Annotated in this window: 15 protein-coding genes and 3 pseudogenes; 7 read left to right on the forward strand and 11 right to left on the reverse strand. The window is 43.9% G+C overall.

Annotation, left to right across the window (positions count from 1 at the left end):
• Positions 1 to 199 precede the first annotated feature (199 nt).
• The 3 genes from DACSA_RS23060 (at position 200) to DACSA_RS11150 (ending at position 2,943) form a co-directional block, all read left to right on the forward strand.
• Positions 200 to 670: a DUF29 domain-containing protein gene (locus tag DACSA_RS23060; RefSeq protein WP_041235828.1), complete on the forward strand. Its 471-nt coding sequence runs from the start codon at positions 200 to 202 to the stop codon at positions 668 to 670.
• 218 nt (positions 671 to 888) lie between these two features.
• Positions 889 to 2,604, forward strand: a complete 1,716-nt coding sequence (locus DACSA_RS11145) for a helicase HerA domain-containing protein (RefSeq protein ID WP_015229853.1) — start codon at positions 889 to 891, stop codon at positions 2,602 to 2,604.
• 3 nt (positions 2,605 to 2,607) lie between these two features.
• Positions 2,608 to 2,943, forward strand: coding sequence for a methyltransferase domain-containing protein (locus DACSA_RS11150; protein WP_015229854.1), 336 nt, complete (start codon positions 2,608 to 2,610; stop codon positions 2,941 to 2,943).
• An 89-nt stretch (positions 2,944 to 3,032) separates the two neighbouring features.
• Here the strand turns inward: DACSA_RS11150 and DACSA_RS11155 are convergent, their stop codons facing one another.
• The 7 genes and pseudogenes from DACSA_RS11155 to DACSA_RS11180 form a co-directional block, all read right to left on the reverse strand.
• Positions 3,033 to 3,395, reverse strand: coding sequence for an ArsR/SmtB family transcription factor (locus tag DACSA_RS11155; protein WP_015229855.1), 363 nt, complete (start codon positions 3,393 to 3,395; stop codon positions 3,033 to 3,035).
• A 105-nt stretch (positions 3,396 to 3,500) separates the two neighbouring features.
• On the reverse strand, positions 3,501 to 3,716 hold the full coding sequence (locus tag DACSA_RS22145) for a hypothetical protein (protein ID WP_232225070.1): 216 nt from the start codon (positions 3,714 to 3,716) through the stop codon (positions 3,501 to 3,503).
• A gap of 40 nt (positions 3,717 to 3,756) precedes the next feature.
• Positions 3,757 to 4,050, reverse strand: a pseudogene (locus tag DACSA_RS11160) (DUF4277 domain-containing protein); the annotation flags it as partial.
• 177 nt (positions 4,051 to 4,227) lie between these two features.
• A complete protein-coding gene (locus tag DACSA_RS11165; protein WP_015229857.1) occupies positions 4,228 to 6,744 on the reverse strand; it encodes a CHAT domain-containing protein in 2,517 nt (838 codons plus the stop codon).
• A gap of 120 nt (positions 6,745 to 6,864) precedes the next feature.
• Positions 6,865 to 11,037, reverse strand: coding sequence for a two-partner secretion domain-containing protein (locus DACSA_RS11170; protein ID WP_015229858.1), 4,173 nt, complete (start codon positions 11,035 to 11,037; stop codon positions 6,865 to 6,867).
• Positions 11,038 to 11,174: 137 nt separating this feature from the next.
• Positions 11,175 to 12,953 carry a ShlB/FhaC/HecB family hemolysin secretion/activation protein gene (locus DACSA_RS11175; RefSeq protein ID WP_015229859.1) on the reverse strand — a complete coding sequence of 593 codons (1,779 nt, stop codon included), beginning with the start codon at positions 12,951 to 12,953 and terminating at the stop codon, positions 11,175 to 11,177.
• A 532-nt stretch (positions 12,954 to 13,485) separates the two neighbouring features.
• Positions 13,486 to 16,308: a CBS domain-containing protein gene (locus DACSA_RS11180; protein ID WP_015229860.1), complete on the reverse strand. Its 2,823-nt coding sequence runs from the start codon at positions 16,306 to 16,308 to the stop codon at positions 13,486 to 13,488.
• Positions 16,309 to 16,472: 164 nt separating this feature from the next.
• Here DACSA_RS11180 and DACSA_RS11185 point away from each other — a divergent pair, with 164 nt between their 5' ends.
• Positions 16,473 to 16,709, forward strand: a complete 237-nt coding sequence (locus tag DACSA_RS11185) for a type II toxin-antitoxin system HicB family antitoxin (protein ID WP_015229861.1) — start codon at positions 16,473 to 16,475, stop codon at positions 16,707 to 16,709.
• A pseudogene (locus DACSA_RS19160) lies at positions 16,691 to 16,897 on the forward strand (type II toxin-antitoxin system HicA family toxin); the annotation flags it as partial. The gene DACSA_RS11185 and the pseudogene DACSA_RS19160, both read left to right, overlap by 19 nt.
• Before the next feature lie 41 nt (positions 16,898 to 16,938).
• Here DACSA_RS19160 and DACSA_RS11190 read toward each other — a convergent pair.
• Both DACSA_RS11190 and DACSA_RS11195 read right to left on the reverse strand, forming a co-directional pair.
• Positions 16,939 to 19,122: a transglycosylase SLT domain-containing protein gene (locus DACSA_RS11190; protein WP_198007557.1), complete on the reverse strand. Its 2,184-nt coding sequence runs from the start codon at positions 19,120 to 19,122 to the stop codon at positions 16,939 to 16,941.
• Positions 19,123 to 19,130: 8 nt separating this feature from the next.
• The gene (locus tag DACSA_RS11195) at positions 19,131 to 19,772 is read right to left on the reverse strand and encodes an LON peptidase substrate-binding domain-containing protein (RefSeq protein WP_041235457.1); all 642 of its coding nucleotides are present in this window, start codon (positions 19,770 to 19,772) and stop codon (positions 19,131 to 19,133) included.
• 65 nt (positions 19,773 to 19,837) lie between these two features.
• Between DACSA_RS11195 and DACSA_RS11200 the strand changes: the two genes are divergently transcribed.
• The gene (locus DACSA_RS11200; RefSeq protein WP_015229864.1) at positions 19,838 to 20,659 is read left to right on the forward strand and encodes a Tab2/Atab2 family RNA-binding protein; all 822 of its coding nucleotides are present in this window, start codon (positions 19,838 to 19,840) and stop codon (positions 20,657 to 20,659) included.
• Positions 20,660 to 20,897: 238 nt separating this feature from the next.
• The gene (locus DACSA_RS11205) at positions 20,898 to 21,566 is read left to right on the forward strand and encodes a class I SAM-dependent DNA methyltransferase (protein ID WP_198007558.1); all 669 of its coding nucleotides are present in this window, start codon (positions 20,898 to 20,900) and stop codon (positions 21,564 to 21,566) included.
• A 220-nt stretch (positions 21,567 to 21,786) separates the two neighbouring features.
• Here the strand turns inward: DACSA_RS11205 and DACSA_RS11215 are convergent, their stop codons facing one another.
• On the reverse strand, positions 21,787 to 23,175 hold the full coding sequence (locus tag DACSA_RS11215) for a UDP-glucose dehydrogenase family protein (RefSeq protein ID WP_015229866.1): 1,389 nt from the start codon (positions 23,173 to 23,175) through the stop codon (positions 21,787 to 21,789).
• A 158-nt stretch (positions 23,176 to 23,333) separates the two neighbouring features.
• A pseudogene (locus tag DACSA_RS22150) lies at positions 23,334 to 23,774 on the reverse strand (GDP-mannose 4,6-dehydratase); the annotation flags it as partial.
• Positions 23,775 to 23,789: the final 15 nt, after the last annotated feature.

Genomic DNA, 23,789 nt, shown 5'->3' on the forward strand with positions numbered 1-23,789 from the left:
TCATATTCCCCCAACTGGTGAACGTCAAACCTTAATCAATCCTATTGTATCAGCATTAGAAGCGGGTCAGGCTTTCGGCGGAAAATTAGTGGGATTAAACGCAAATCGGGAGTTAACCACCGTTGATTGTTCTCATTACAACGGGTTCTCTGAGTGGGATTCATCTAGAAATGGGAAAAAGGAGGTAAAAAAATCAACGATGTCTAAATTGTACGATCGCGATCTAAATTTATGGATTGAACAAACCATTCAGCAACTCAAAAACAAAGACTTTCAATCTCTAGATATTGATGCTTTAATCGAGGAATTAGAAGACTTGGGAAAATCAGAAAAACGTGCGTTAGAAAGTAATTTAATGATTTTATGCGCCCATCTCCTAAAATTAACCATTCAAAAAGACGCACCAGAAACCATGAAGCGAAGTTGGTATAACTCAGTCATTGAACATCGAAAGCGCATCGAAAAACAGTTAAAAAATACCCCTTCTCTTAAATCTTACCTAGCTTCTATCCTTGAATCTGCTTATAATGATGGTCGGGATATTGCAATTCAAGAAGGAAAATTTGCCTCCTTTGGCGTTGAGACACCTTCGGAAACCGACTATCCGAAAACTTGTCCCTTTACGGTAGAAGAAGTTTTAGATCAAGACTTTTTCGGAAAACAAGGATAGATTTTGAATAAATTTTGGAGAGTAAAAAGTAGGTTGGGTGAAGAGAAGCGAAACCCAACACCAATCAGTAAAAAGTAGGTTGGGTAGAGACGTTCCATAGAACGTCTCCACGGGAAACCCAACACAAATGATAAGCAACTATATAAACCTGATCTAACAGGAAACAAAAGCCTAGATTCTTGTTAGAATCACAACAAGTTAGCGTAAATAAATTTCTTATGGAAGAACAATTGTCTTCTCCTCTCGGTTCAGTTGTGGGTGGTTCTCTTACTGAAGGATTAGAAATCAGACTTCACCCTGATGTATCTGTAGAAGAGATGCGAGTTGGAAAATTTTTAGTTGTCCAAGGCAGACGATCGAAGTTTTTTTGTCTTCTTACTGATGTTTCATTAGGAACATCTAGCAGCCGCATTGTTTCTGATCCTCCTTCCCCAGAAGATGACTTATTACAGGAAGTTTTAGCAGGAAGCAGCACTTATGGCACGATCGAGCTTTCTCCCATGTTAATGTTGATTTATGCCGATCGAAAAAAAACTCTTCCCGCAGAACAAAATGGGAAAAGTCCTCTCGCATCATTTGAGGCGCAAACTAGCACTGATCTGGAATTGTTACCCGTAAAAACCATTCCCTCTCATTTTAGCCAAGTGTATGAAGCCAGCGAAATTGATTTTCGATCGGTTTTCGGGTGGGAAGATGATCCAATGCGGAAAAACTTTTCTGTCGGACAACCCCTTGATATGGATGTTCCCGTCTGTTTGAACTTAGAAAGTTTTGTAGAACGCAGCAACGGCATTTTTGGTAAATCGGGAACGGGGAAATCATTTCTCACTCGCTTGTTACTATCTGGAATTATCCGCAAACAAGCGGCGGTGAATTTAATCTTTGATATGCACTCAGAATACGGCTGGGAAGCTATGCAAGAAGGGAAAGGCTTTAGTACCGTCAAAGGCTTAAGACAACTGTTTCCAGGACAGGTGGAAATCTATACTCTTGATGAACAATCAACCAAAGATAGAGGAGTCAGCAATGCCCAAGAACTGTATTTAAGTCACGATCAAATTACGATCGAAGACTTGCGTTTAGTGGGACAAGAATTAGGGTTATCGGAAGCGGCGTTAGACAACGCACAGATTTTATATTCCGAGTTTGGCAAATACTGGATTACGCAACTGATGACGATGAGTAACGATGATATTCAACAGTTTTGCGAAGAAAGACAAGGACACAAAGGATCAATCAGTGCGCTACAACGGAAGCTGATGCGGTTAAATAATTTGAAGTACATTAAATCCGCTTGTCCCTTTAACTACATTGATCAAATTTTAGAATCCTTAGACGCGGGAAAGCACGTCGTCATCGAGTTTGGATCGCAGTCTAATATGTTGTCCTATATGTTAGCAACTAACATGATTACTCGCCGCATCCATCAATCTTATGTGAAAAAATCCGAGGCATTTCTACAGTCGAAAAATCCCACTTTGCGTCCTCAGCAGTTAGTGATTACCATCGAAGAAGCACACCGTTTCTTAGATTCGGCGACGGTACAACAAACCATTTTCGGGACAATTGCGCGGGAAATGCGGAAATACTTTGTCACCCTTTTAGTGGTGGATCAACGTCCGTCTGGGATTGATCCAGAAGTAATGTCGCAAGTGGGAACTCGTGTCACTTGTTTGTTAAACGATGAAAAAGATATTGATGCAATTTTCACTGGCGTTTCTGGCGGATCAAATTTGCGATCGGTGCTTGCTAAACTAGATTCTAAACAACAGGCTTTAATTCTCGGTCATGCTGTTCCGATGCCCGTTGTTGTGCGAACGCGACCCTTTGATCAGACATTTTACGGGGAAATTGCTGATCCAGACTGGCAAGAAATGGACGATCAAGAATTATTTGAAGCCGCCGACGCAGCGAAAGCCGATTTAGGATTTTAGAGGATGAATCAAGCCTATTCGCAACTGAGAAAGCAGACTTTTTTAGAAAAAAATGACTTTGATTTTGAGTTAATCGAATTAGTCAAAGATTACCCCAGTCATCAGTTTTTAGTGAACCGATCAGGACAATTAATTTACCTGTACCTAACGCAATATGTGAAAAAACTCTCGGAATTTTATTTTAGAAAAAACTTGAGTGAATTAATGATTTTAGACTGGGGATGTGGCAAAGGTCAAGTCACTTTTCTCCTGAAAAAACTAGGGGCTAACCTCATCAGTCTAAAAACCGCTTTCAGTATCCCAACCCCTATTTTTTTGAAAGCTGTGACCAATTCCTAACCAATCACACTCCCTTAAAATCGATCGCTACCAATATGGAGTTTGTCGCTTACAAAAATTGTTAAAATAATTGGGGTGGGATAACTGGTTTAATTTCGGACTAAATTAAAGCTAGAAAGCTGACTAAATGATTCCGCACGCTCTTGAAATTCGTTACTAATTGTCCCACAAACTAACTCGCATAATTCAAAAATCATCGGGTCTTTAATGCGATAATAAACACTAACTCCCTGTTGTTCTCGTTTGAGAACTCCTGCTTGAGTTAATACTTTTAAATGTTTAGAAAGATTCGCTTGTCCTAAACCTGTCTCTTCTGCAATTTGTTTGCCGTTCATGGGTTTTTCTCGCAGACAATTCAGAATTTGTAAGCGACTCACTTCTGATAACACTTTAAAGTAATCTGCAACTAGACTTAGAGTTTCGGGAGAGGTTTGATCGAAATTGGACATCATAATAAGTAAGTAAGGTTTCTCAATTAGAACTAGAATCTTAACATTTGTTTTATTTTATCTGATTTTCTTTAACTATGCAGTCATGTTGTCATAATAAAAGTCGCTTCACCTATGGAGATCGCGATCGCCTGCTAAGAAGACAAGGGAGCAATGGGAGACAAGGGAGCAATGGGAGACAAGGGAGACAAGGGAGACAAGGGAGACAAGGGAGCGATTTTTCTTCCCCATCTTCCCCATCTTCCCCATCTTCCCCATCTCCCCCATCTTCCCCGCGCTTATTACTGTAACTTTACTTTTCCAAAATGGTATTGCAACCCACATTCCGCACCCTCAACTGTCACATTGTCCGTTTGGCGACCGTGACTCGTCCTAATCGATCATCATTTAAGTATTCTGCTTGAATTCCTTCTCCAATTAAATGTTCGGTTGGGAGCGCTTCAAAGAATTTGGGAAATAGGTATAAGGGAGACGAAAATAGTCCTAAGCCATTGAGAATCATCGCTTTCACTGCATGACCTGGGCTTACTTTTTCCCATGGTTGTTCTACCACTAATTCATTAATTTGTTCCACCAGTCCGATTTCATCAATTAACCCTGCCACAATTCCTAAATGGTTTAGAAATAGCAGGGGTTTTACCGCTTTTTTCTTATGAATAAGTCAAATCAGAAGAAATATGCGCGATCGCGCCACTCTGTAAGAGGTTCAGGCGATCGCTGCCAATTTTGACCCCGATAATGAAACAGCCCTGCCCTTACTCCCCCTACCTGCCAAACGGCTTATTATTGCACACTCTACGAAGCGCGATCGCGCTGCCCAATTCGGTTAAACGAACTAAAGCCAGTTACCAAGAAGCACAAAAGCACTCCAGTAGTAAGGATGACTGAATTTTTCATTGTTTAATAGGCTTAGTTGAGACTGACGCAAGGCTTCTGCTTTCGTGGTTGACTTTTGTTCCAATTGCTGATAAAGCTCTCTCATTAGTTGAGAGGTTCCTTGATCGCTTACTTTCCAAAGTGTCCCGAGGGTGCTTCGCGCTCCAGCACGGATAGCAACTCCTGCTAAACCTAGGGCAGCGCGATCGTCTCCTTTCACCGTTTCGCAAGCACTGAGAATTAACAGTTCAATTGGGGTGTTTCTGCTTGCTTCTCCTGATTGTAAGAGTTGAGGAAACTCATTAATTGTAATTCGATCATCCCAAGTGAGAATAAAAGTATCTTCTAGATTGGAACTAAACTGCCCATGAGTAGCTAAATGAACGACAGGAAAGCCTTTCTCTTCTAGGGTTAATTCGAGAGTGTTTTCTTGAAAGCGATCATTGAGTAAAACGGTACTGGGAACTTTATTTTCGATGCTTTCCACTTCTTCTCGTACCGCAGGCAGCGAGGAAAACCCCTGACGAGATTCACTGAGTCCTCCGATTAAGGCTTGTAAAGACTGGCGCGGTAAGGCTTGGGGACTCGCTAAACGTAAACTGGGAGAAAGCGCGATCGCGTAGTTTTCTAATAAATATTCTTCTCCATCATAAAGGGCAGACATGGGAATATTTCTTAATGTCCCATCAAGGACAAAGACTAAGTTTTCCACTTCATTAGCGACTAAATCTGTTTTTAGAGGTCGGATTAGCCAATCATAAAGCTGTTGTGCTGGGGTGAGGTAGGTTTGGAAGCGCTTAGGTGCATTCACCAGTTGGTTTTGGAACGATCGGGCTGTGCTTTCCACTTCTTCCCCCGAAACAGAAATGGTATAGTGCTTTAGTGGTTGCTCGGCAATACTAACAATAATTTCAAGGCGATCAGGAAGTAAAATCGGATAAATCACCGCAGCATTTTGATCGACTTGATCAATCTCCACGGCTTCAGTCACCTCACAGTCAATGCGGAGGAAGTTCACAAGCTCTGCTAAACGAAGAGATTCCATGGCATCCCGCGCTTGCTTCAGTTTGTCTTGCTTGGTTTTGGGACTCTGATTTGCCGATTTCAGCAACAAACTAACATATTCCCGATAAACGGGTTCGACCTTTTCCCGAAAAGAAAAGCGAGCATCCTTATTAACTGCAATCAAATCACTGCGTAATGATTGTAAATGATTCACTGCTTCAGCATAAGCAGCGATCGCGCTGTCTAAATCTCCTTGACGTTCTAACAGTCGTCCCAGTTGCCATTGCCATTGATAGCTTAGATCAGGGGCTGCGAGAGCTTGACTCAAGAAGAGGGCTTGTTGGGTTAAACTCAGGGCGGATCTGATTTGATGACGCTGCTCTAATAATCTTCCCTGTTCTCCAAGCGCATAAGAGTGAGCGCGTTGATCACCGATAATTTCTGCTGTCTGGGCTGCGTCTTTGAGGAGAGCAGTTTTTTGGGAGATTTGATCCCTTGGAAGTAAACGGGCAAAGCGAATCTGGGCATAAAGGAGAGGACGAGAAGGTGCAAGGGATTGTAAGTTTTGCTGGATTTGTGCTGACAGCGATCGCGCTTTTTGGAGATCATTTCCTTGTTGGGCTAACTCAAACGCATTAACCTGAGCTTGTAAAGCAATAATTGGATCGAGAGTCGTTGCTGCTGCTTGCTCATAGAATCTCAGACCTTCTTCTAGGGCTTGGTTTGAGCCTGCTTGTTCGTAGCGAGAATAGGCGATATTGCCCAACGCCATCAAGGTTGTACTGATTGCGGAGGGTGTGTTCAGAGTTTGACTCACAGCGAGACTTTGTTCGAGCAGTTCTTGTCCGCGATCGAGATTGCCGACTAATTGTAAAAGATTACCGAACTCAGAGAGAGCTTGCGCTTTAAGCAGAGAATCAGGCTGAGATTGCAGGGTTTGATTCACTTCTGCAAGGATTTGTCCCGCTTCATAGTAGCGACCTTGCTCTTTTAAGACTTGCACTTGATTGAGTTGGGCGCGGAGTTTTTTGTTCTCCTCTCCAGCGCGATTATAAGCAGCGATCGCGCTTTGAAAAGTTTTATTTGCGGATGCTGTGTTTCCCTGAAGCATTTCTAAATGTCCTCGGGTGTTGAGGATTTGTCCAAGGACGGCTGCGCGATCGGCATTCGGAGCAAGATTATCCAACACCTCTAAACTTGTGCCAATCATGCGGTTCGCTAAGTCTAATTCTCCCACTTGTTCATAAGCTAGAGCAAGATTACTGAGTGCTTTTGCTTGTTGGAGCAGATTTCCTTCTTTTTGATAATCTTCAACTGCTTCTTGCCACCGTTCAACTGCTTCTGCAAAGTTTCCCTGACGATAGGCGCTTTCTCCTGCTTGGAGAGGGTTAGCTTGCACGGGATCTACAGCAAGAAGAAGACTGGTGAGGGAAAGAGTTAAGGTAAGTAATGAGTGTTTCCGAGTTTTCATGGTTTCAATTTCCCATTATCTAGGAGTGAATAGAGTTTTGTTATTTCAAGATTTAAAGTAAGTCTGAATGTGTTCCTGAGTAGGGTGGGCATCGCCCACCCAATTTTAAGTTCACGATTTCTACTGTTGCGTCAAAGGACAAATAATCGGCACTGCTTCGAGTCGAGAAGCGGGATCAATTGGTAATTCTCCCGCTTGATTGAAGTCCCATCCTTGGGAAATGTGCGAGAAGTTCGGAAGGTTTGATTGATTTTCAAATTCTATTTCAGGAGAAGGAGTTCCCATTTCCACTGTGCCAAAATCAGGGATAAAATCACGGCTCATCAGGGGGCGGTTTGGGCTGGCAGGTAAACCCCCTCGTCCAATGACCACAAAACTGCTTTGTTTGCCACTGCCACGGGCTTGACAACGGCGATCAATTAAACTCGCTGCATCAATCGGAGTCTCAGGAAGAGAGAGAAGTCCTTGACTGGGATCGACATCAGGATCGTTAAGGACAAATTCTCCTGCTGCCCCAAATTCGGAAGTAACGGTAAAGTCATTGTTGGGGGTGGGTTGGTCGCGAAATTCGATGCCAAAAATGCCCTCACTGCTGACATCAATTCTTCCGCCATCTCCTTGTTCAGCGTTGGCGCTAATATCGCTGCCGTTCGCCCCTTTTGGGGGAAATCCAACGATAAACTGGCTATTGAGGTTAATGTTACCGCCGTTTGCTTCTTGAAAAGCACTAGCGGAAATTTTGCTTTCATTGCTGAGAGACATTAGATCGCGATTTGTAATGATGATATTGGCACTATCTTCACCAGTAGAAAGGCTTTCGGCGGTTTCGGCGGAAACGGTGGCGCGATCGAGCTTGATCGTTTCTGCATTAACAAAAATACTTCCTGCTGGACCATTTTCAGGATTGCTCACTTGTACACTGCCACCCTCTTCTAAGATGAGTTGATCGGCGTTTAAGGTGATGCTTCCAGCACGGGCTTGAGTGGTAGATTCTGCAGTGATTTGGCTAGCTTTGCCTGTCGAATTAACCCCCTGAACCGTAATTGAATCAGCGTCTAAAATTTCAATGCTGCCAGCATTGCCGAGTCCTGTGGTACGAGTGCTAATTTCTCCCCCACGAGTCAGTAAGACAGAGTTAGCATTAATGGCGATCGCGCCAGAAGAACCCATTGCGTCTGTTTCCACTGCACTTAAAATGGCACTCCCTAACCCCGCTTCACTTTCACCATCTATTCTGAGAGTGTCGCTAATGTTGAGGCGAATTGCGCCAGCATTGCCATCGCTAAAGGTACTGGCAAAAATGGCAGCCCCATCCTGAATTGAAACTTTAGGACTAACAATCAATAAACTGCCAGCGTTCCCTGAACCAGTAGTTGCCACGTTAACAAGGCTAGACAGAGTTTGAGGGGAATCTTGCCCAATCAGTTCTACTAATTCTGAGGCTCGAATTTCAATGCGTCCCCCTTCTCCTTCTCCTGAAGTCGCTGAGGAGATTATTGCGCCCTCTTTTAGGCTCAACACGGGGGAAACTGCTAGAATACTGCCAGCATTTCCCAGACCAGTGGTTTGAGTTGTCACTTGACTCCCCTCTCCCAGAGAACTTCTTCCCAACACTTCAACGGAATCAGACGCATCAATTTCTATTCTTCCTCCTTGTCCTGCTGCTGAGGTAGAAGCTAAGATTTCTCCGCCTTGGCTAACTTGTAACTGAGGAGTCTTAATCGCGATCCTTCCCGCATCTCCAGACCCCTCTGTCTCAGTGGTTAAGCCGCTACGGGCTACGCCAAAGACGGGATCGGTACCAGTGATTTCCACTGACTCTTGGGCGGTTATATCAATGATTCCTCCTTCTCCTGTATCAGAAGTAGAAGCTGAAATCAGTCCTCCCTCCCGAACGCTTAACTGGTCTGCGATAATTTCAACATCGCCAGCGTTTCCTGTGCCACTACTCCCTGTTTCCACACCTGTAGGAAATGTAACTGAGCCTCGAATTCCAATCACTTCAATTTCATCCGCTTCAATCTCGATCTTTCCTCCTGCCCCACTACTGGAAAGCGTTGCTAAAGAAGACACTCTCGCCCCGTCGCGGAGACTGAAATGACCCGTGTTAATGCTGATTGTGCCTGCGTTGCCTTCATCACCTGTGTCAGTGGTAATTTGACTGGCGTTTAAGGTATCGGGAGTGATTCCGCTTAACTCAATAGACTCAGAAGCATTAAGGATAATGGTTCCGCCAGCACCAGTTCCTCCTAAGGTAGAAGTTGAAATTTCACCGCCATTCTCAAGGATTAAATTTTTAGTGTTAATCGTTAGGTTGCCAGCATCTCCATCGCCAGTGGTATCAATAGATAAATTACTTGAACCACTCACCTCCACTGACTCTGAAGCATTGATAAGAATACTCCCTGCTGAACCGCTACCTGTCACAGAAGCAAATAGAGTCGAACCATTGAGGACATTTAATTCCTGTGTATTGATTTCAATCTTCCCACCAGTACCAGCACCGCTACTAAACGCATTGATATTGCTGCCTTGATCAAGCGTCACCGACTCAGCTTCTCGTATCGTTACATTAGCACTGGCACCTCCCAAGCTGGAGTCCTGCGATAAAGAAATTGATCGCGCTTCAATCAGAATGTCTCCTCCCACTCCACTCGAAGCATTGGTCAAAATATCGCTGCTAACAAGAGAAATATCTCCCTCATTAACTAAAAGTTTGACATCACCTGCGTTTCCTTGGCTATTATTGCCAGTCTGAAACCCTGACTCGCCACTGAAAGCCAGTGATCCTGCTGAAATCTCGATCGCGCCTCCATTTCCTACTCCTGTTCCTCTGATATCTGTAAAGAAGTTAGACTCTTGTGTCAGGGTAACTCCTTCCGTGGCATTAATCGTAATTTTGCCAGCATTTCCCGTTCCTTCATTAGTTGTCTTTAGAGTAGAATCTACAATGGAAACCGATCGCGCTGAGAGTTCAATATCACTACCGTTTCCCACTGCACCCGCTTCCACATCGGCAAAAAAGGAACTACCACTAATTGTTATCAAGTCATTAGCATCGAGGACAATGCGTCCCCCTTCTCCTTGTCCGCCCGACAAGAATCCCGCTTGCAGTTGCGAACTGTCTGTGATTGAGATTGATTCTGCTTCTAGGGAGATTTCTCCCACCTTACCGACACCAGCAGGGCCAATATTAGTCAGTAATCCACTCCCAATGATCGAAATGTCGCCCTCTGTTTGCAAAGAGATCGTATTTGCATCGCCGATCCCAAAGCTGCTGCTATCAAGAATACTGACTTCAGAAAGGGTAATCTGATCCGTAGAAAGGGTAATCTGATCCGTTGCCTCAAGTTGGATCACTCCCGCTTGTGCGCCAGTTTCTCCTTCATTAATTCTTGTGCTGATTTGACTTGCGCCAGAAAGTTCAATGCTGTTTCCATACAGTTCAACGCCTTGACTAGCACTACCTCTGGTGAAGACTGTCGCGCCATTGCTAAGAATAATATCCGATCGCGCTACATTTTCAGGAAAAACCAACCGAAGCTGATTCCCATCCCGCACTAACTCCACTGTTCCCGCTTCTGCGACACCCGCAATGCCAATGTATCCTCCCGATGCGGTGAGAGAACCGCCATCAACAGATACACCGCCAGACCCCCCCATTAAAAGGATACTTTCTCCTTGGGGAACTTCTAACACGCCTTGTTGTTTAATAATAGAGCCTCTCTGCGCTGCTAATTGATTATGTAAAAGTGCTGATGGATTAACAGTTAAAGTTGGGACAGGTTGAGGATTGGATGCACTAAAAATTCCCTGCTCGTCAAATTGAATGGCATCAGCATTGCTGGCAGTAAAAGAGCCATTAATATCTAATGTTGCTCCTTCTCCAAACACAATACCATTGGGATTCAACAGAAACAAATTTGCTGCCCCATCAACTCCCAATGTTCCCAAAATATTAGAAACATTATCTCCTGTCACTCGCGTGAGGATATTTTCAATAGCACTGGGATTGTTAAAGTAAACCCGTTGCAATTCCTCAACATTAAATTCGCTAAAACTATGAAATAAATTGCTTCCTCTAGTTGCACCTCCTTCGATTAATTCGGCGGGTGTTCCTTGCACTTCTACATCTGAATTGACAACTGAACTTTCTGCCCCTAAAGTGTTATCGGGGGTCAGTTGCGCGATCGCGCAGTTTTGCCAAAAAATCCCGATTACGGTGATTGTACTAATTTTTCCTAGTAAAGACGAACACTGGCTTAAAGAATGTTTGCTGATTTTAGGTTTCATTTTTTTCTCCTTAATATTTGAACCACAGAGTCACAGAGAACACAGAGGGTTGAAAAACTTTGAGCGTCACTGAAAATTTGAGAAGTGGTCTTATTGTTGATGTCATTACGATTGCGTTAAATTCCCCCTTGTTTAGGCTAGAAAAGTTGATAGTTTATGCTAAAATGAAGTCCATTTTCTTGTAAAGAATCTTCCTCGATATCTACATCGTTTAACGGAATTCCCCAATCTAATTCCGCAATAAAATTCTCGCCAATGAGCAACTCTAACCCTAAGCCCAAAGACGATAAACTATCCCGTGGTGTTACTTCTTCCTCGCCACGATTCCAAACGGTGCCAAAATCAAAAAATGGGGTTAGTCGCACAGTTGCATCCCATTCAGGAATACGGAGAATGGGGGTGCGAATCTCTGCTGAGGCTAAAAAGCCGTTATCTCCCAGTAATAAATCCTGACGATATCCCCGCACGGTTAACGCCCCACCGAGGCTAAACTCTTCTAAAGATAACAAGGTTCGATCCGCCAGTTGCAGTTCTGATCGTAATAAGAATGTTGTATCGGGTGTCAGTCGTCTCACATATTGGGCTTGACCCCGCCAAGCAAAAAACTCGCTTTCTAATGCTTCGCCATTGAGATTTACTTGTGATCCTTCTAAACCGAAGCTAAACTGCGATCGCGCTGCTAAAACTTCTTGAGCGTTACGATTGGTGTATTCTTGGAAAAACCGCAATGCAAATAGTCTGGTTTCTCCTTCTAGTTCATCCAACAGCGAACTGTCTGACTCTTGGCGATCAATTGTCAATCCGAAGCTCAATTCTTCCCGAGGCGTGCGAATCACAGGCTGGCGGTAGGTCAAGACATACTGGCGATAGTCGGATTCAATATCTAAAGTATCAAAGGGGTCTTCGATAATGTCATTCTCGGTTCGGCGATAACGGAAGTTCAGAGTGCCGTTTTTGGCATTGATGGGAACAGTATAACTCAGGTCATCGAGAGAGTTACTGCCATCGGTATTAAAATAGCGAATATTAGCGCGATCGCCAAAACCCAAAAGGTTGTTATGAGTGACTTCAATGAGGCGACGATCCGTTCCAACAACGGGTGAACGTTGATTATCCAAAGTTAATTCCGTGGAAAAAGCAGGAGCTTCCGTTGCATTGACCACAAGACGGCTGAAACCAGGGCGTGAACCTGCACTCAATTGGGCGGTAAGATTGGCAATTAAAGGATTCAGTTGCAGGAGTTGTAAGGCTTCCAGTAATGCTTGTTGATTTAAGGGGGTGTCAGTCCCTCGTTGGATTCTGCTGCGAATATAACTTTCATTAAGTCGGTTTAACCCCTCGATGACAATGGTTTCAATCGCACCTTCTACCACTTGTATTCTCACCACGCCATCCCTGAAGGTTTGCGAGGGAATATAAGCACCAGAGGTAATATAGCCTTCTTGAATATATAAATTTGTGAGAGTTCTTTGCGCTTCTAGTAACTCTGTAAAAGAGAGGGGACGATTGGTAAATGGAGCTAAAACTTTTGTCAGTTCTGTAGAAGTGAAAACCGTATTCCCGACTACCTCAAATGCTTCAACTGTAATTGTTTCAGGAATATCTAAATTAGGGGGTTGTGGTTCTTCTGAAGGGGCTTCTTGTTCTGGGAGAAGATCATCAGTGGGAGGGAGCGGTGTGGATTCAGGAGGGGGTTCTCGTTCTCGCGGGGGTAAAACGGGTTGAGGACGAGTTTGGGCGAAAACAGGTGTTGTAACGAACAGATGGGATAAAACGTAGAGAACAATCGGAAGATGAATGGAAAAAAACTGTAAGTTGTCTTGACGCTTATTTTTCCCTTGTCTAGTTAAAGGTTCTACGATGTCTCTTTCAGCATTTGTTGTTAGATCATTGGGATTCGAGTGATGTTGATTCATCTTGAGGAAAGTATGATTGTTCTACTTTTTAAATTCTCACTCTCCTCAGATGTGATAGATCAGGGCACGTATCATTTCTTAACTATTAACCCACATTCCGCACCCTCAACTGTCACATTGTCCGTTTGGCGACCGTATCAAGGGAAATTGATTGACTCCACCATCAAACTTAGGGGGAGAATCAGGGTGAATTCTTCTCCCGTCTCATTAACTAAGATTAATTGAGAATACATAACCCTAAAATTACAGCAGCTCTTAACTGACTTCATCTTTGATTTTCACTCCTTCGGGGAAACTTCCCTTACACTAATAAATAATATTGTTGACAAGGTTTGGGAAATAATAGTCTGTGAGAAGCAGTCACTTTTTAAATGTGACTAATGAACAGACCAAGAGCAACTCTTCTCATTTCAGCTAGGGGGAACGGACGATGTGACAGTTGGGGTGCGGAATGTGGGTTGCAACTTATGATTTAGCAGTTCATGGATCAAGAAGGATTAAAATGTTTCGATGGTGGGCGCTGCTCACCCTACTATGAGTACCATCGCTGGAGAAATTGTTTCGCTTCTTCTGGGTTTTGAATAATGCCATCCAGTGTCGCATCGAAAAGACTTTCTAAAATTTCTCGATATTGAGGTCCAGGTTTATAACCTAATGCTTTGAGATCATTTCCGTTCAGAGGGGCGCTAAGGTGTGACCAATGGGTGAGATATTGCCATAAGCGTCTTCTTACTTGACGAGAGGTTTTAACGGCTAATAAAACCAACATCGGTTGTTTATAGTTCCTTAAAACATTGACAACGGTTTGAGGACGATAGTTTTCCTGAAACAGGATGTTTTCGATCGAGATTTTTGTGTCCTGTAATGGTAAATTAAGAAGGCGCGATCGAGCCGCTTTTAACGTTTCATAAATCTGAAGTTTCGCCTCTTCAGATAAATCAGAAGACAAATGCTTTTCTACAGTCAATTGCGCGGTTTCCAACTGTTCCAGACGTTTAACACTATCATTACTGAGTTCCAACTGTTTCGCCACAAAAACCCGTTCTTCAGTCGTCGGTAAAGCAGCGATCATCAGTTCTAACCGCATTTGCCAATGGGTGAGGGTTTGCTTAGGATCAAATCGGTTTAAACTCCGTCCTAACAATCGCACTTCCCACCACAATTGCTCATTTAATTCTAGCTTCGGATGCAGACATTTGAGCGCCGATAAATCCGATAATAATTTTAACGCAGGTTTCCAATAGGGTGCTTCTAGAATATACTTAAGTTCTGCTTTGAGACGAGTTTGTAATGCTGGCGCTTTCCGATTTTCTGCTCTCGATCGATCATACACCCCACTCGCAATGGCATAACGAATATAATCTTCGGTTTGCGCTTCAATTTGAAACCCTAAACGCACCGCAAATTTAACCGCGCGGTAAATGCGAGTCGGGTCTTCAATAAAACTGTTAGCATGAAGAACACGGATTAACCTCGATCGAAGATCAACCAATCCCCCAAAAAAGTCTAACAGTTCGCCGCTTTTCGGAGAAGTCAACCGTATCGCTAAAGCATTAATCGTAAAATCACGGCGATATAAATCTTGACGAATCGAACTGGCTTCCACTTCGGGATTCGCTGCTGGATAGGGATAAAACTCCGTTCTCGCTGTGGCAATATCCACCCACAAAGAACCGAATTCAGGGTGATTGTGCCACAATAACGCTGCGGTTTGAAACTCCCCATGAACCTCTAAACGGACTGGTGGATACGCTTTTTGTAATGCTTTTGCTAATTCTACTCCCGCGCCAACCGTCGCCGTCTGATGAAACCCATCCACGACTAAATCAATATCGGGTAAAAACAAAGGAGAATCCTGATCGATTTTACTCCCTAAAATAATATCTCGCACCGCACCGCCAACAATGTATAAAGACAAGCCTCGTTTTTCCGCTTCTGTTGCTGCTTGCGATAGTAACTTCCACAATACAGGATTCAGCTTTCGTTTAAAGTTAGGCAGTAAACAAGCGGCAATGAGAGATTGTTGATCTTGATCTTTGTTGTCTATCCCTCTGTCTTGATGAAGTTGTCTTAAAACATCCGTTCGCGTCACAATGCCAAGCAGTTGATTGTTTTCTAAAACGGGTAATCTTCCCACATCATACGTCACCATCAAGGTTTCGATATCGGGTAACAGTGTCTCAGGGGTGATGGTTTTAAGGTTGCGACTCATGTATCCTTTTACGGGTGCATGACCAAAGCCATGATGTAACGCTAAATCCAGATCACGACGGGAGATAATTCCTACTAATTGATGGGTTTCATCCACTACAGACAAGCCAGAATGTCCATAACGGAACAGGATACGTTGTGCTTCCTTAATGCTGGTTTCAGGGGGAATTGTTCGCACTGGAGATGACATCAACTCTCGCGCGGTGAGAGGATGGGGAAGTTGGGTTTTGATGGTTGCTAGTAATTCCCTCAGCGTTGCTTGTGGTTGCGCTGTTTTTAAGTTCGCAGAAGCTGCGTTTTTGTGACCACCGCCACCATAAGCAGTTAATAAGTGATTTAAGTCAAGGCGATCGAGGCGCGATCGGGCAATCAAGCTCGATCGATGCTCGTTATGATGAGAATAATTATGGAGGAATAAAAGAACATCGATTTCCATCATCCCCATTAAACGTTCAGCGACAGTGGATAACCCCGCCGCAAAGGTGTTACCTTCCAGATAAACTGAAGCAAGAGTATAACCTTGTACCGTCTCAGTTTGAATCTTTTCTAATGCCTCTGAGAGTATCTGTCGCAGCGTTGAAGATAAAGTTGGTTCGACATATTCTGCAACAATATCAACCTTAGCTTCCTGTTCCATTAACCAAGTCAATGCTTTCGCATCACGGGAAGTGGTTTCGGGAAATGTCAGCGAACCCGTATCCGTATGGATTCCCAACGCCATAATCGTTGCTTCAATAGGCGTTAAGGAAACCCCTTCCGAGATTAATGCTTCCACAATCAGGGTGCTAGTCGCGCCAACTCTGTCAATATGAGTAACCGTTGCTGGAATATCCCCAGCAAAGGGATGATGATCGTAGAGAATCACTTGTTTAATCTGTGGCAGATCAAGCCAAGTTTGTATTGTTCCTAAGCGATCGCGCTGTTGGGTATCTACCACCAGTAAGGTTTTAATGGCTTCAGGATGAACACTACGCTGTTCAATGACATTAATCTCATCCCGATATAACCCTAAAAACGATTTTACCCCTGGATGCGCTCCACCCGTTAAAACCAACTTAGCACCTGTGTAGAGACGGGTTAGCCCCACAGCAGCCCCTAAAGCATCGAAATCGGCGGTTTGGTGGCATAAAATCAGAGTCGTCATTAATTGTATCTTTCGCCCCCTAAGATGTAGGTTGGGTGAAGAGAAGCGAAACCCAACATTAATTTAATTGTATCTTTCGCCCCCTAAGATGTAGGTTGGGTGAAGAGAAGCGAAACCCAACACCAACATTAATTGTATCTTTACGCCCCCTAAGATAAAGACTTATGAAAACTGTAACGGACTATAAAATCATTTTACGTCCCGATGATAATGGAACTTATGTTGCTTATCTTCCCGCAATTCAAGGATGTCATGCGTGGGGAGAATCTCCTGAAGCGGCTCGATCGGAATTAAATCATGTTTTCGCCATGATTCAGGAAGAATATTTAGAACTAGGAAAAACGCTACCTAATGATGTTGAAATAACTATTTCTAAGGCTCAGCTAAAGCAAGAACATTAGTTAAAGTAGCGAAGAAATTAGGTTTTCAAAAAGCCCGCCAAAGAGGTAGCCATGCTCGTTGGAAGCATCCAGATGGTCGTTCTACTACAATTCCAGTTCATGGCAACGCTGAAATTGGGGGTTGGTTATTCCAAGAAATTATTAAACAACTAGGAATAACAGAAGAAGAATTTAACAATTTAAAATAGCAAGAACCTATTATTTTGCGAGCAAATTTTCACCACTAATATCATTTTGCTGTTGTCTCATCCATTAATCTTTGAATCTGGGGATTATACAACCGTAAATAATTCCAATAATTTCCAAAAACCGCTTCTACATAACCTTTTGTTTCTGGAAAAGGAATCTTTTCAACAAATTCATCCGCATCTTTTAAGCTATAGCGATCGACCCATTTTGCCACATTGCCAGGGCCGGCGTTATAACTCGCCACTGCTAACATTGAGTTATTATTATATCGGCTGTGCGTATAATCCAAATACCAAGTTCCCAACTGAATATTATCTTCTGGATCGGATAAAGAATAATCACTTAAATTAATCTTACCTGCGACCCATTTTCCCGTTGCTGGCATAATTTGCATTAATCCTCTTGCCCCAGCCACCGAACTAATATCCTTTTCAAACCGTGATTCTTGGCGGATTAAACTAATCGTTAACAAGGGATTTAATTCCCGTTTTTCTGACCAATTCAGGATGCTTTCATTATAAGGAAAGGGAAACAAAGAATGCCAATACATCGGTTTTTCTCGCAGACTTTGCCAACGAGAATAATCTTCAGGTTGATCTCGAAATTGTAGCGATGAAATTTGACTAATTCCTTTTAAGTATCGCCCTTGAGTTAACTTAATTACTCCTTCTGTAAATTGTTCTTCTACTGATAAAGCCGTTTGATTTGCGGTTTCTGTTTGCCATAATTTCCAAACCCAATTATCTTCCCCTAGCTGATATAATTCCTTCAGTTGATCTGATCCAGATGGAAGTAAAGGACGCGCCGCTGGTTTCACTACTCTTGGGGATTGATTGCGAATACTCTCAAAATCGCCGACGGGTAAGCCCAGATGAACCGCCGATCGCCACGCATAATAAGATTGAGGATGTTGGGAGAAAGTTTGTCGAAACTGCTTTTCGGCTGCTGCTGTGTCTCCTTGCTGTTGTAACCATTTTCCCGCCCAGAAACCAGCTTTTGCGGCTAAAGAACTGTTATTATTTTCTTGGGTGATGGTTTGCGCCCACTCGATCGCCTCGTCCAATTCTCCTTGTTGAGCGTATTTTTCCACCCTTTCCCAACGATACGCCGCCGCTGCATCGGATTGGGAATAGTTTTCTAAAAGGCTGTCTCGCGCTTGTTGGGCGGCTTGAGGACTTCTGGCGGCTTCTAAGAGTTTAGCTTTGCTGATTAGTGCTTCTGGTGCTTCCTTTGGAAACTCATCGATCGCTCGATCGAGGTAAAATAAAGCATCATTACGAGAGACCATTCCCGCGAGACGACGTAACCCTAACCCCGTTATTTCCGCATCTGGAAAACTGTTCAAAAGTTCTAAATAAATCGTTTTCGCGCGACGAGTTTCCCCACTCACCTGTAACCCTCTCCCATACCGATAAACATTTTCTGGGGTTTTAGGGGCGTTTCCATAGGCGTTCCCTGCTTTCCTGTATTCCCATGTTTCCCAATATCCGACTGCGATCGCTTCCCAATCTTCTGGACTGAGTTGGCTACGATAGTTATTAACCAGTCGATCGCGCCATTCCCCCATTCCTTCCGCCTCTGGCGTCTGATCGATCAATATCTTCATCAAATCTGGTTGATCAGGATTTTCTTTTAAGCGCTCTCTAATCACTTCATGGGTGCGAGGATGCGCTGGAAACTGCTTGACCAGTGTTTCCCATTCTTGGGAATTATATCGTCCTAAGTGATAAACCGCCTCACCAACAATGGCAGGATTAGACTGTTCTTGGGTTAGGTTATACCAAATTTCTCGCGCTTGGGCGGTTTTTCCCTTCATTTCGTAGGCTTTCGCCCGTTTCAGAAGGATTTGCCCCTCTAACAAAGAATAGTCTGTTTCCAGCCCTTTTAATGCAGACAGGGCGCTGTCTGGTTTTTTTGCTTCTAAGGCGGTTGTTGCTAACAAATAACGAGCGCGGTTTTGATCCAACTGATGACCCCTTTCCGCGATCGTTTCCAGTTGCTTTTGTCTTTCCAATGGGGATAAAGCAATTAAAGGAAAGACCTCAGAAGGGCGATCCTTGTCTGTCTCAACGACTTTCTTTCTGGTTTCAATAGCGAAGGGAAGAATCTCCTCTCGACTTTGCGCCACCCAAACTGTTGTCACTCCCACCAAAGTGAGGGAGATTAACCCAAATACGACTTGCCTCGATCGCGCTTTCATACCATATTTTCCTATTTTTGTCAAGATTTTTCTTACCTTAAAGCATCTTTAAGGGCGGTACGGGCGGCGAGATGATTGCGAGTTGAACCGAGAATTTCCGCTTCTCGATCGAGACGGGCTTTTGTATCCTGCATTTCTAAAAGGCTTTGTTGTTCGGAGGCGACTCCATACAAATTGCTGGCGATCCAAAATGATAATTCACGAGGGAGATCAGGAACATCGTCGGGAAGTTCAATTTTTTGGTCGGTTAACTTTGCCGAGAGTTTCACCACATCGTTTAATAATGCTTCCACATCTTGGGCGAGGGGACGTAAATCGGTGTCTGGGGTTTCGTCTTCGATCCATTCCACCAAACCCACGCGGTAAGGCTTTTCTCGTACCCAGTTTAAGACACGAAAACGTTGTTGTCCGAGAGTCAGCATTTTGATGCGATCGTCAGGGAGACGTTGAAATTGGGAGATTTCCGCACAACAGCCTACTGGTGCGATTTCTCCTTTCACTGGATCAAACATTAAAACCCCAAAGCGTCGATCGGTTTCTAAAATGGTGTTCATCATCATCCGATAGCGAAACTCGAAAATATGAAGGGGAAGGGGACGACCAGGGAATAATACTACATCAGGTAGCGGAAAAAGGGGAAGTTCTCTTACAGCCATAGAAGTTGAAGATGCCATCGTGTCTTACAATTGCTTTGAGAGTGACGTTTCTCTCTACTTTAACGAATTTTTACAATTAACCGATGAATCAATCTCAATCCTCATGGCAAGTCGATTTTTATCGGCTTCCTCAACCGACGACCAAGGGCGAATCGCAATGGGAATTAGTTATCTGTGATCAATCCACGAAGGAAGTAAAAACCCGATCTTGTTTGCAAAAGGAAGCGACAGTTGATTGGTTAGTGGAAAGTTTACAGGGGTTAGCGACAGAGGAATTACCGTTAAAGATGCGAGTATTTCGTCCCGAATCCTTACAGTTATTACAGTTAGCTGGGGAAAGGTTGGGGGTGATTGTAGAAGGAACACGACACACTTATTTATTAAAGCAGGTGTTGCGCGATCGCGGCGGAGAAGAGAGAATCAAAGTGGAATCACCGCCACCGCAACCGCTACCTGAGTTTATCTGGGGAGAACAATGGCAATTTGCCCGTCTCAATGCGGATGAAATTGAGTATCGAATGCCAGAACGTCCGATTCCCTTTTGTGAAATGCCCACCGAATTAACCCCTTTTCAGTTGAATTTAGGATCAACAACGCTAGTGCCTGGGATTATTATCTACGGGGGGCGACAATCTCGACAACTTGCCCAGTGGTTTATGGAAGCCCAACCCATGGCAGTTAATTATATGCCAACAACGGTGGGAGAGTCTGGGGGATTAGTGTTAGAAGCGGGGTTGCGCGATCGATGGGTGATTATTACCTTTGAAGATACGGAAGTCGCTACGGCGGGGGAAAAGTATGAACAACGGAAACAGGAGAGTAACGGACTACATTTTCTTTTGCTTCAACCTGATGATTCGGGAATGACAGATACAGGGTTTTGGTTATTGCGTAATGAAATTTGACGGATGGGACAGAGGTAAGTATTATGGGCTTGTCTGGTGGTTCACCAGTAGCAAAGATGTCAGGGGTTATTTCTGCATCACGTAATACCGCGTTTTCAACGTCTATTCACAAAAGAATTTAAGACAATTGTAAAAAGGTAGTATCGCGCGATGACACGATCGGTTTAATCAGTGGGATTAGACATCGTTAGTCAGAAAGGTCGCTGCATCTTTGCGTTGATCAATCAATTGAGGATTAATGATGACTCAGACTTATAATAACGAGGCTGACAGTTTTAACGCGATTAAAGGCGCCCATCACTTGTCTGGTGATGCGTCTAAATTAAAAGACTATTACGAAGAGTGGGCAGAGGCTTATGATAAAGATGTGTCTAACGAAGCCTATGCTGGCCCTCGCGCTATTTCTGAATTTTACGATCGAGTTCGTCAAGAATACACGACTATCTCACGGGAAGATTCTAAAGTGATGGATGCGGGTTGTGGCACTGGTTTAGTCGGTGTCATTCTCAAAGATATGGGCTACCGCGCGATCGATGGCTTTGATCTTTCGGAGAAAATGGTCGAGGTGGCTAAAGACACCAACAGCTACCAAGAATTACTCGGTGGGATTGATATGAATTATAAAATCGAAGCCTACCAAGATAACCAGTATGATGCGAGTTTGGCTTGTGGGGTTTTTACTCTCGGTCATGTTCCCCCAGAATCAATTAACGAGATGATTCGGTTTACTCGTACTGATGGGTTAATTATTGTCAGCACTCGCAAGAGTTATTACAACGGTACAAACTTCCAAGAAGTAGTGGATCAGTTACAAACTGATGGCAAGGTGAAACTTCTTGAACACTGGAAAGATGGTCCTTATATCACGGAAGAAGGGGCGCACTACTGGGCGTTACAAGTTTGTTAATCTTTCTAGTTAGGAATTGCCCCCTCAGTCCCCCAAGTCTGGGGGAATTGCCCCCTCAGTCCCCCAAGTCTGGGGGAATTGCCCCCTCAGTCCCCCAAGTCTGGGGGAATTGCCCCCTCAGTCCCCCAAGTCTGGGGGAATTGCCCCCTCAGTCCCCCAAGTCTGGGGGAAGTCTCTCTTTTCCATCTCCCCAAAGTTGGGGTTGGGGGCGGAAAAGGAATTAACGACCCATTCCCACATAGCGGAAACCGATCGACTGTAATGCGTCTCGATCGAGGAAATTCCGTCCATCAATCATCACCCGACTATTCATCAAACCCGCCATTTTCTCGTAATCTAGAGAGAGAAACTGTTGCCAGTCGGTCACTAAAACTAACGCATCACAATGATCCGCGAGACGTTCCGCGTCTGTTTCCACAATCACATCGGATAACCCATCTCGAATCCCCGATTGAGAAATGATCGGATCATACGCCTTGACTTTTGCCCCTAAACGTGATAGTTCTTGAATGATGTTAAGGGCGGGTGCGTCGCGCATATCGTCGGTATTGGGCTTAAATGTCAATCCCAGTAAGCCAATGACTTTTCCTTTCAGAATTTTCAGTTCTTTTTGCAGTTTTTCGACAATTAAAAGCCGTTGACGTTTATTAACGCTAACTGCGGATTTTAGAAGTTGCGCTTCATAGTTATAATCATCAGCAGTGTGAACCAATGCGGAAACATCTTTCGGGAAACATGATCCCCCCCAACCGATTCCCGCTTGGAGAAACTTGTGTCCGATGCGAGAATCTAAACCGATTCCTTTCGCAACCTGAGTGACATCAGCGCCGACGCGATCGCAAATATTTGCCACCTCATTAATAAAACTAATTTTAGTCGCTAAAAAGGCATTGGCAGCATATTTAATCATTTCCGCAGAACTTAAATCCGTCACCACCAAATCCACTGGTGGAAGCGACTGATCTTCGGCGAATTGACGGTTAACAATCGGAGAGTATAACTCCTGCATCATTTCCAATGCCTTGTCGCTATTTCCCCCCAAAACGATGCGATCGGGGTTAAAGGTATCATATACCGCCGAACCTTCCCGTAAAAACTCAGGATTACTCACCACATCAAATTGTGCTTTCATCCCTTCCAGTTGGGAAACGCCTCCCCCACCACTGGTGACTAATTCCTTCTGACGTTCAGCGACTCCATCGAGAACAATCATCCGTACCCAATCACCAGAACCGATGGGAACAGTGGATTTATTCACAATCACCTTATAACCGCCATTGAGATGATTTCCGATTCCCTTTGCGACCGCTTCCACATAACGAGTATCACTTTCACCAGTGGGGAGTGCGGGTGTTCCCACCGCGATAAAGAGAATCTCCCCATGATCAACGCCTTTTGCTAAGTCAGTGGTAAACTCTAAACGTCCAGCTTCAGTGGAAGCCTGCATTAATTCTGAAAGTTGCGGTTCATAAATGGGAGGCTGTCCATTTTGCATCAACTTAACTTTTTCGGCGTTGTTATCGACACAAATCACTTCATGTCCTGCATAGGATAAACAAACGCCTGTAACTAAACCGACATATCCCGTTCCAATGACACATACACGCATAGGTATAAGTCCTTAATCAATTTCTTCTGACTGTCTAAATGAAGTAATATCAGGTTCGCTCAATCAATGATAAAAAGTAGGTTGGGTGTAGCGAAGCGAAACCCAACACCAATTATAAACAATTACCCGAACCTGATATAAGAGAATGTTCCCATTTGCTATTCTTTAGTAACGGTTTGGAATTGATAGGAATATCGATCGCGAAAATCCTCAATCAAAAATTCTAATCCCGCTTGTAAGGGAACGCGAGGTTCCCATCCTAAAAAATTTCTGGCTTTAGTGATGTCTGGTTGACGTTTTCTGGGGTCATCTTGAGGGAGGGGTTTATAGGCAATTTCCAGATCAGGATTAATCAGATTTTGAATCATCTGTGCGAGTTCCAGAATTGTATATTCCCCGGGATTTCCTAAGTTGACTGGTCCAATATAATCGCCATTCATCAAGCGAATCAGTCCATCAACCAAATCGGAAACGTAACAGAAACTGCGAGTTTGCGATCCATCGCCGTAAACAGTGATCGGTTCATTTCGCAAGGATTGGGCGACAAAATTACTGACCACGCGACCATCATTTTCCAACATCCTCGGTCCATAGGTATTATGACAACAGATGCC

Origin of the sequence: Dactylococcopsis salina PCC 8305, assembly GCF_000317615.1 — a bacterium.
GTDB classification, from domain to species: domain Bacteria; phylum Cyanobacteriota; class Cyanobacteriia; order Cyanobacteriales; family Rubidibacteraceae; genus Halothece; species Halothece salina.

What these genes read in the sequence shown, in the direction of transcription:
- DACSA_RS11175 (WP_015229859.1), bottom strand. Translation starts at nt 12,953, where the DNA reads ATGAATCAACATCACTCGAATCCCAATGATCTAACAACAAATGCTGAA.
- DACSA_RS11150 (WP_015229854.1), top strand. Translation starts at nt 2,608, where the DNA reads ATGAATCAAGCCTATTCGCAACTGAGAAAGCAGACTTTTTTAGAAAAA.
- DACSA_RS11185 (WP_015229861.1), top strand. Translation starts at nt 16,473, where the DNA reads ATGAAAACTGTAACGGACTATAAAATCATTTTACGTCCCGATGATAAT.
- DACSA_RS11215 (WP_015229866.1), bottom strand. Translation starts at nt 23,175, where the DNA reads ATGCGTGTATGTGTCATTGGAACGGGATATGTCGGTTTAGTTACAGGC.
- DACSA_RS22145 (WP_232225070.1), bottom strand. Translation starts at nt 3,716, where the DNA reads ATGTGGGTTGCAATACCATTTTGGAAAAGTAAAGTTACAGTAATAAGC.
- DACSA_RS11170 (WP_015229858.1), bottom strand. Translation starts at nt 11,037, where the DNA reads ATGAAACCTAAAATCAGCAAACATTCTTTAAGCCAGTGTTCGTCTTTA.
- DACSA_RS11195 (WP_041235457.1), bottom strand. Translation starts at nt 19,772, where the DNA reads ATGGCATCTTCAACTTCTATGGCTGTAAGAGAACTTCCCCTTTTTCCG.
- DACSA_RS23060 (WP_041235828.1), top strand. Translation starts at nt 200, where the DNA reads ATGTCTAAATTGTACGATCGCGATCTAAATTTATGGATTGAACAAACC.
- DACSA_RS11165 (WP_015229857.1), bottom strand. Translation starts at nt 6,744, where the DNA reads ATGAAAACTCGGAAACACTCATTACTTACCTTAACTCTTTCCCTCACC.
- DACSA_RS11200 (WP_015229864.1), top strand. Translation starts at nt 19,838, where the DNA reads ATGAATCAATCTCAATCCTCATGGCAAGTCGATTTTTATCGGCTTCCT.
- DACSA_RS11205 (WP_198007558.1), top strand. Translation starts at nt 20,898, where the DNA reads ATGATGACTCAGACTTATAATAACGAGGCTGACAGTTTTAACGCGATT.
- DACSA_RS11155 (WP_015229855.1), bottom strand. Translation starts at nt 3,395, where the DNA reads ATGATGTCCAATTTCGATCAAACCTCTCCCGAAACTCTAAGTCTAGTT.
- DACSA_RS11180 (WP_015229860.1), bottom strand. Translation starts at nt 16,308, where the DNA reads ATGACGACTCTGATTTTATGCCACCAAACCGCCGATTTCGATGCTTTA.
- DACSA_RS11145 (WP_015229853.1), top strand. Translation starts at nt 889, where the DNA reads ATGGAAGAACAATTGTCTTCTCCTCTCGGTTCAGTTGTGGGTGGTTCT.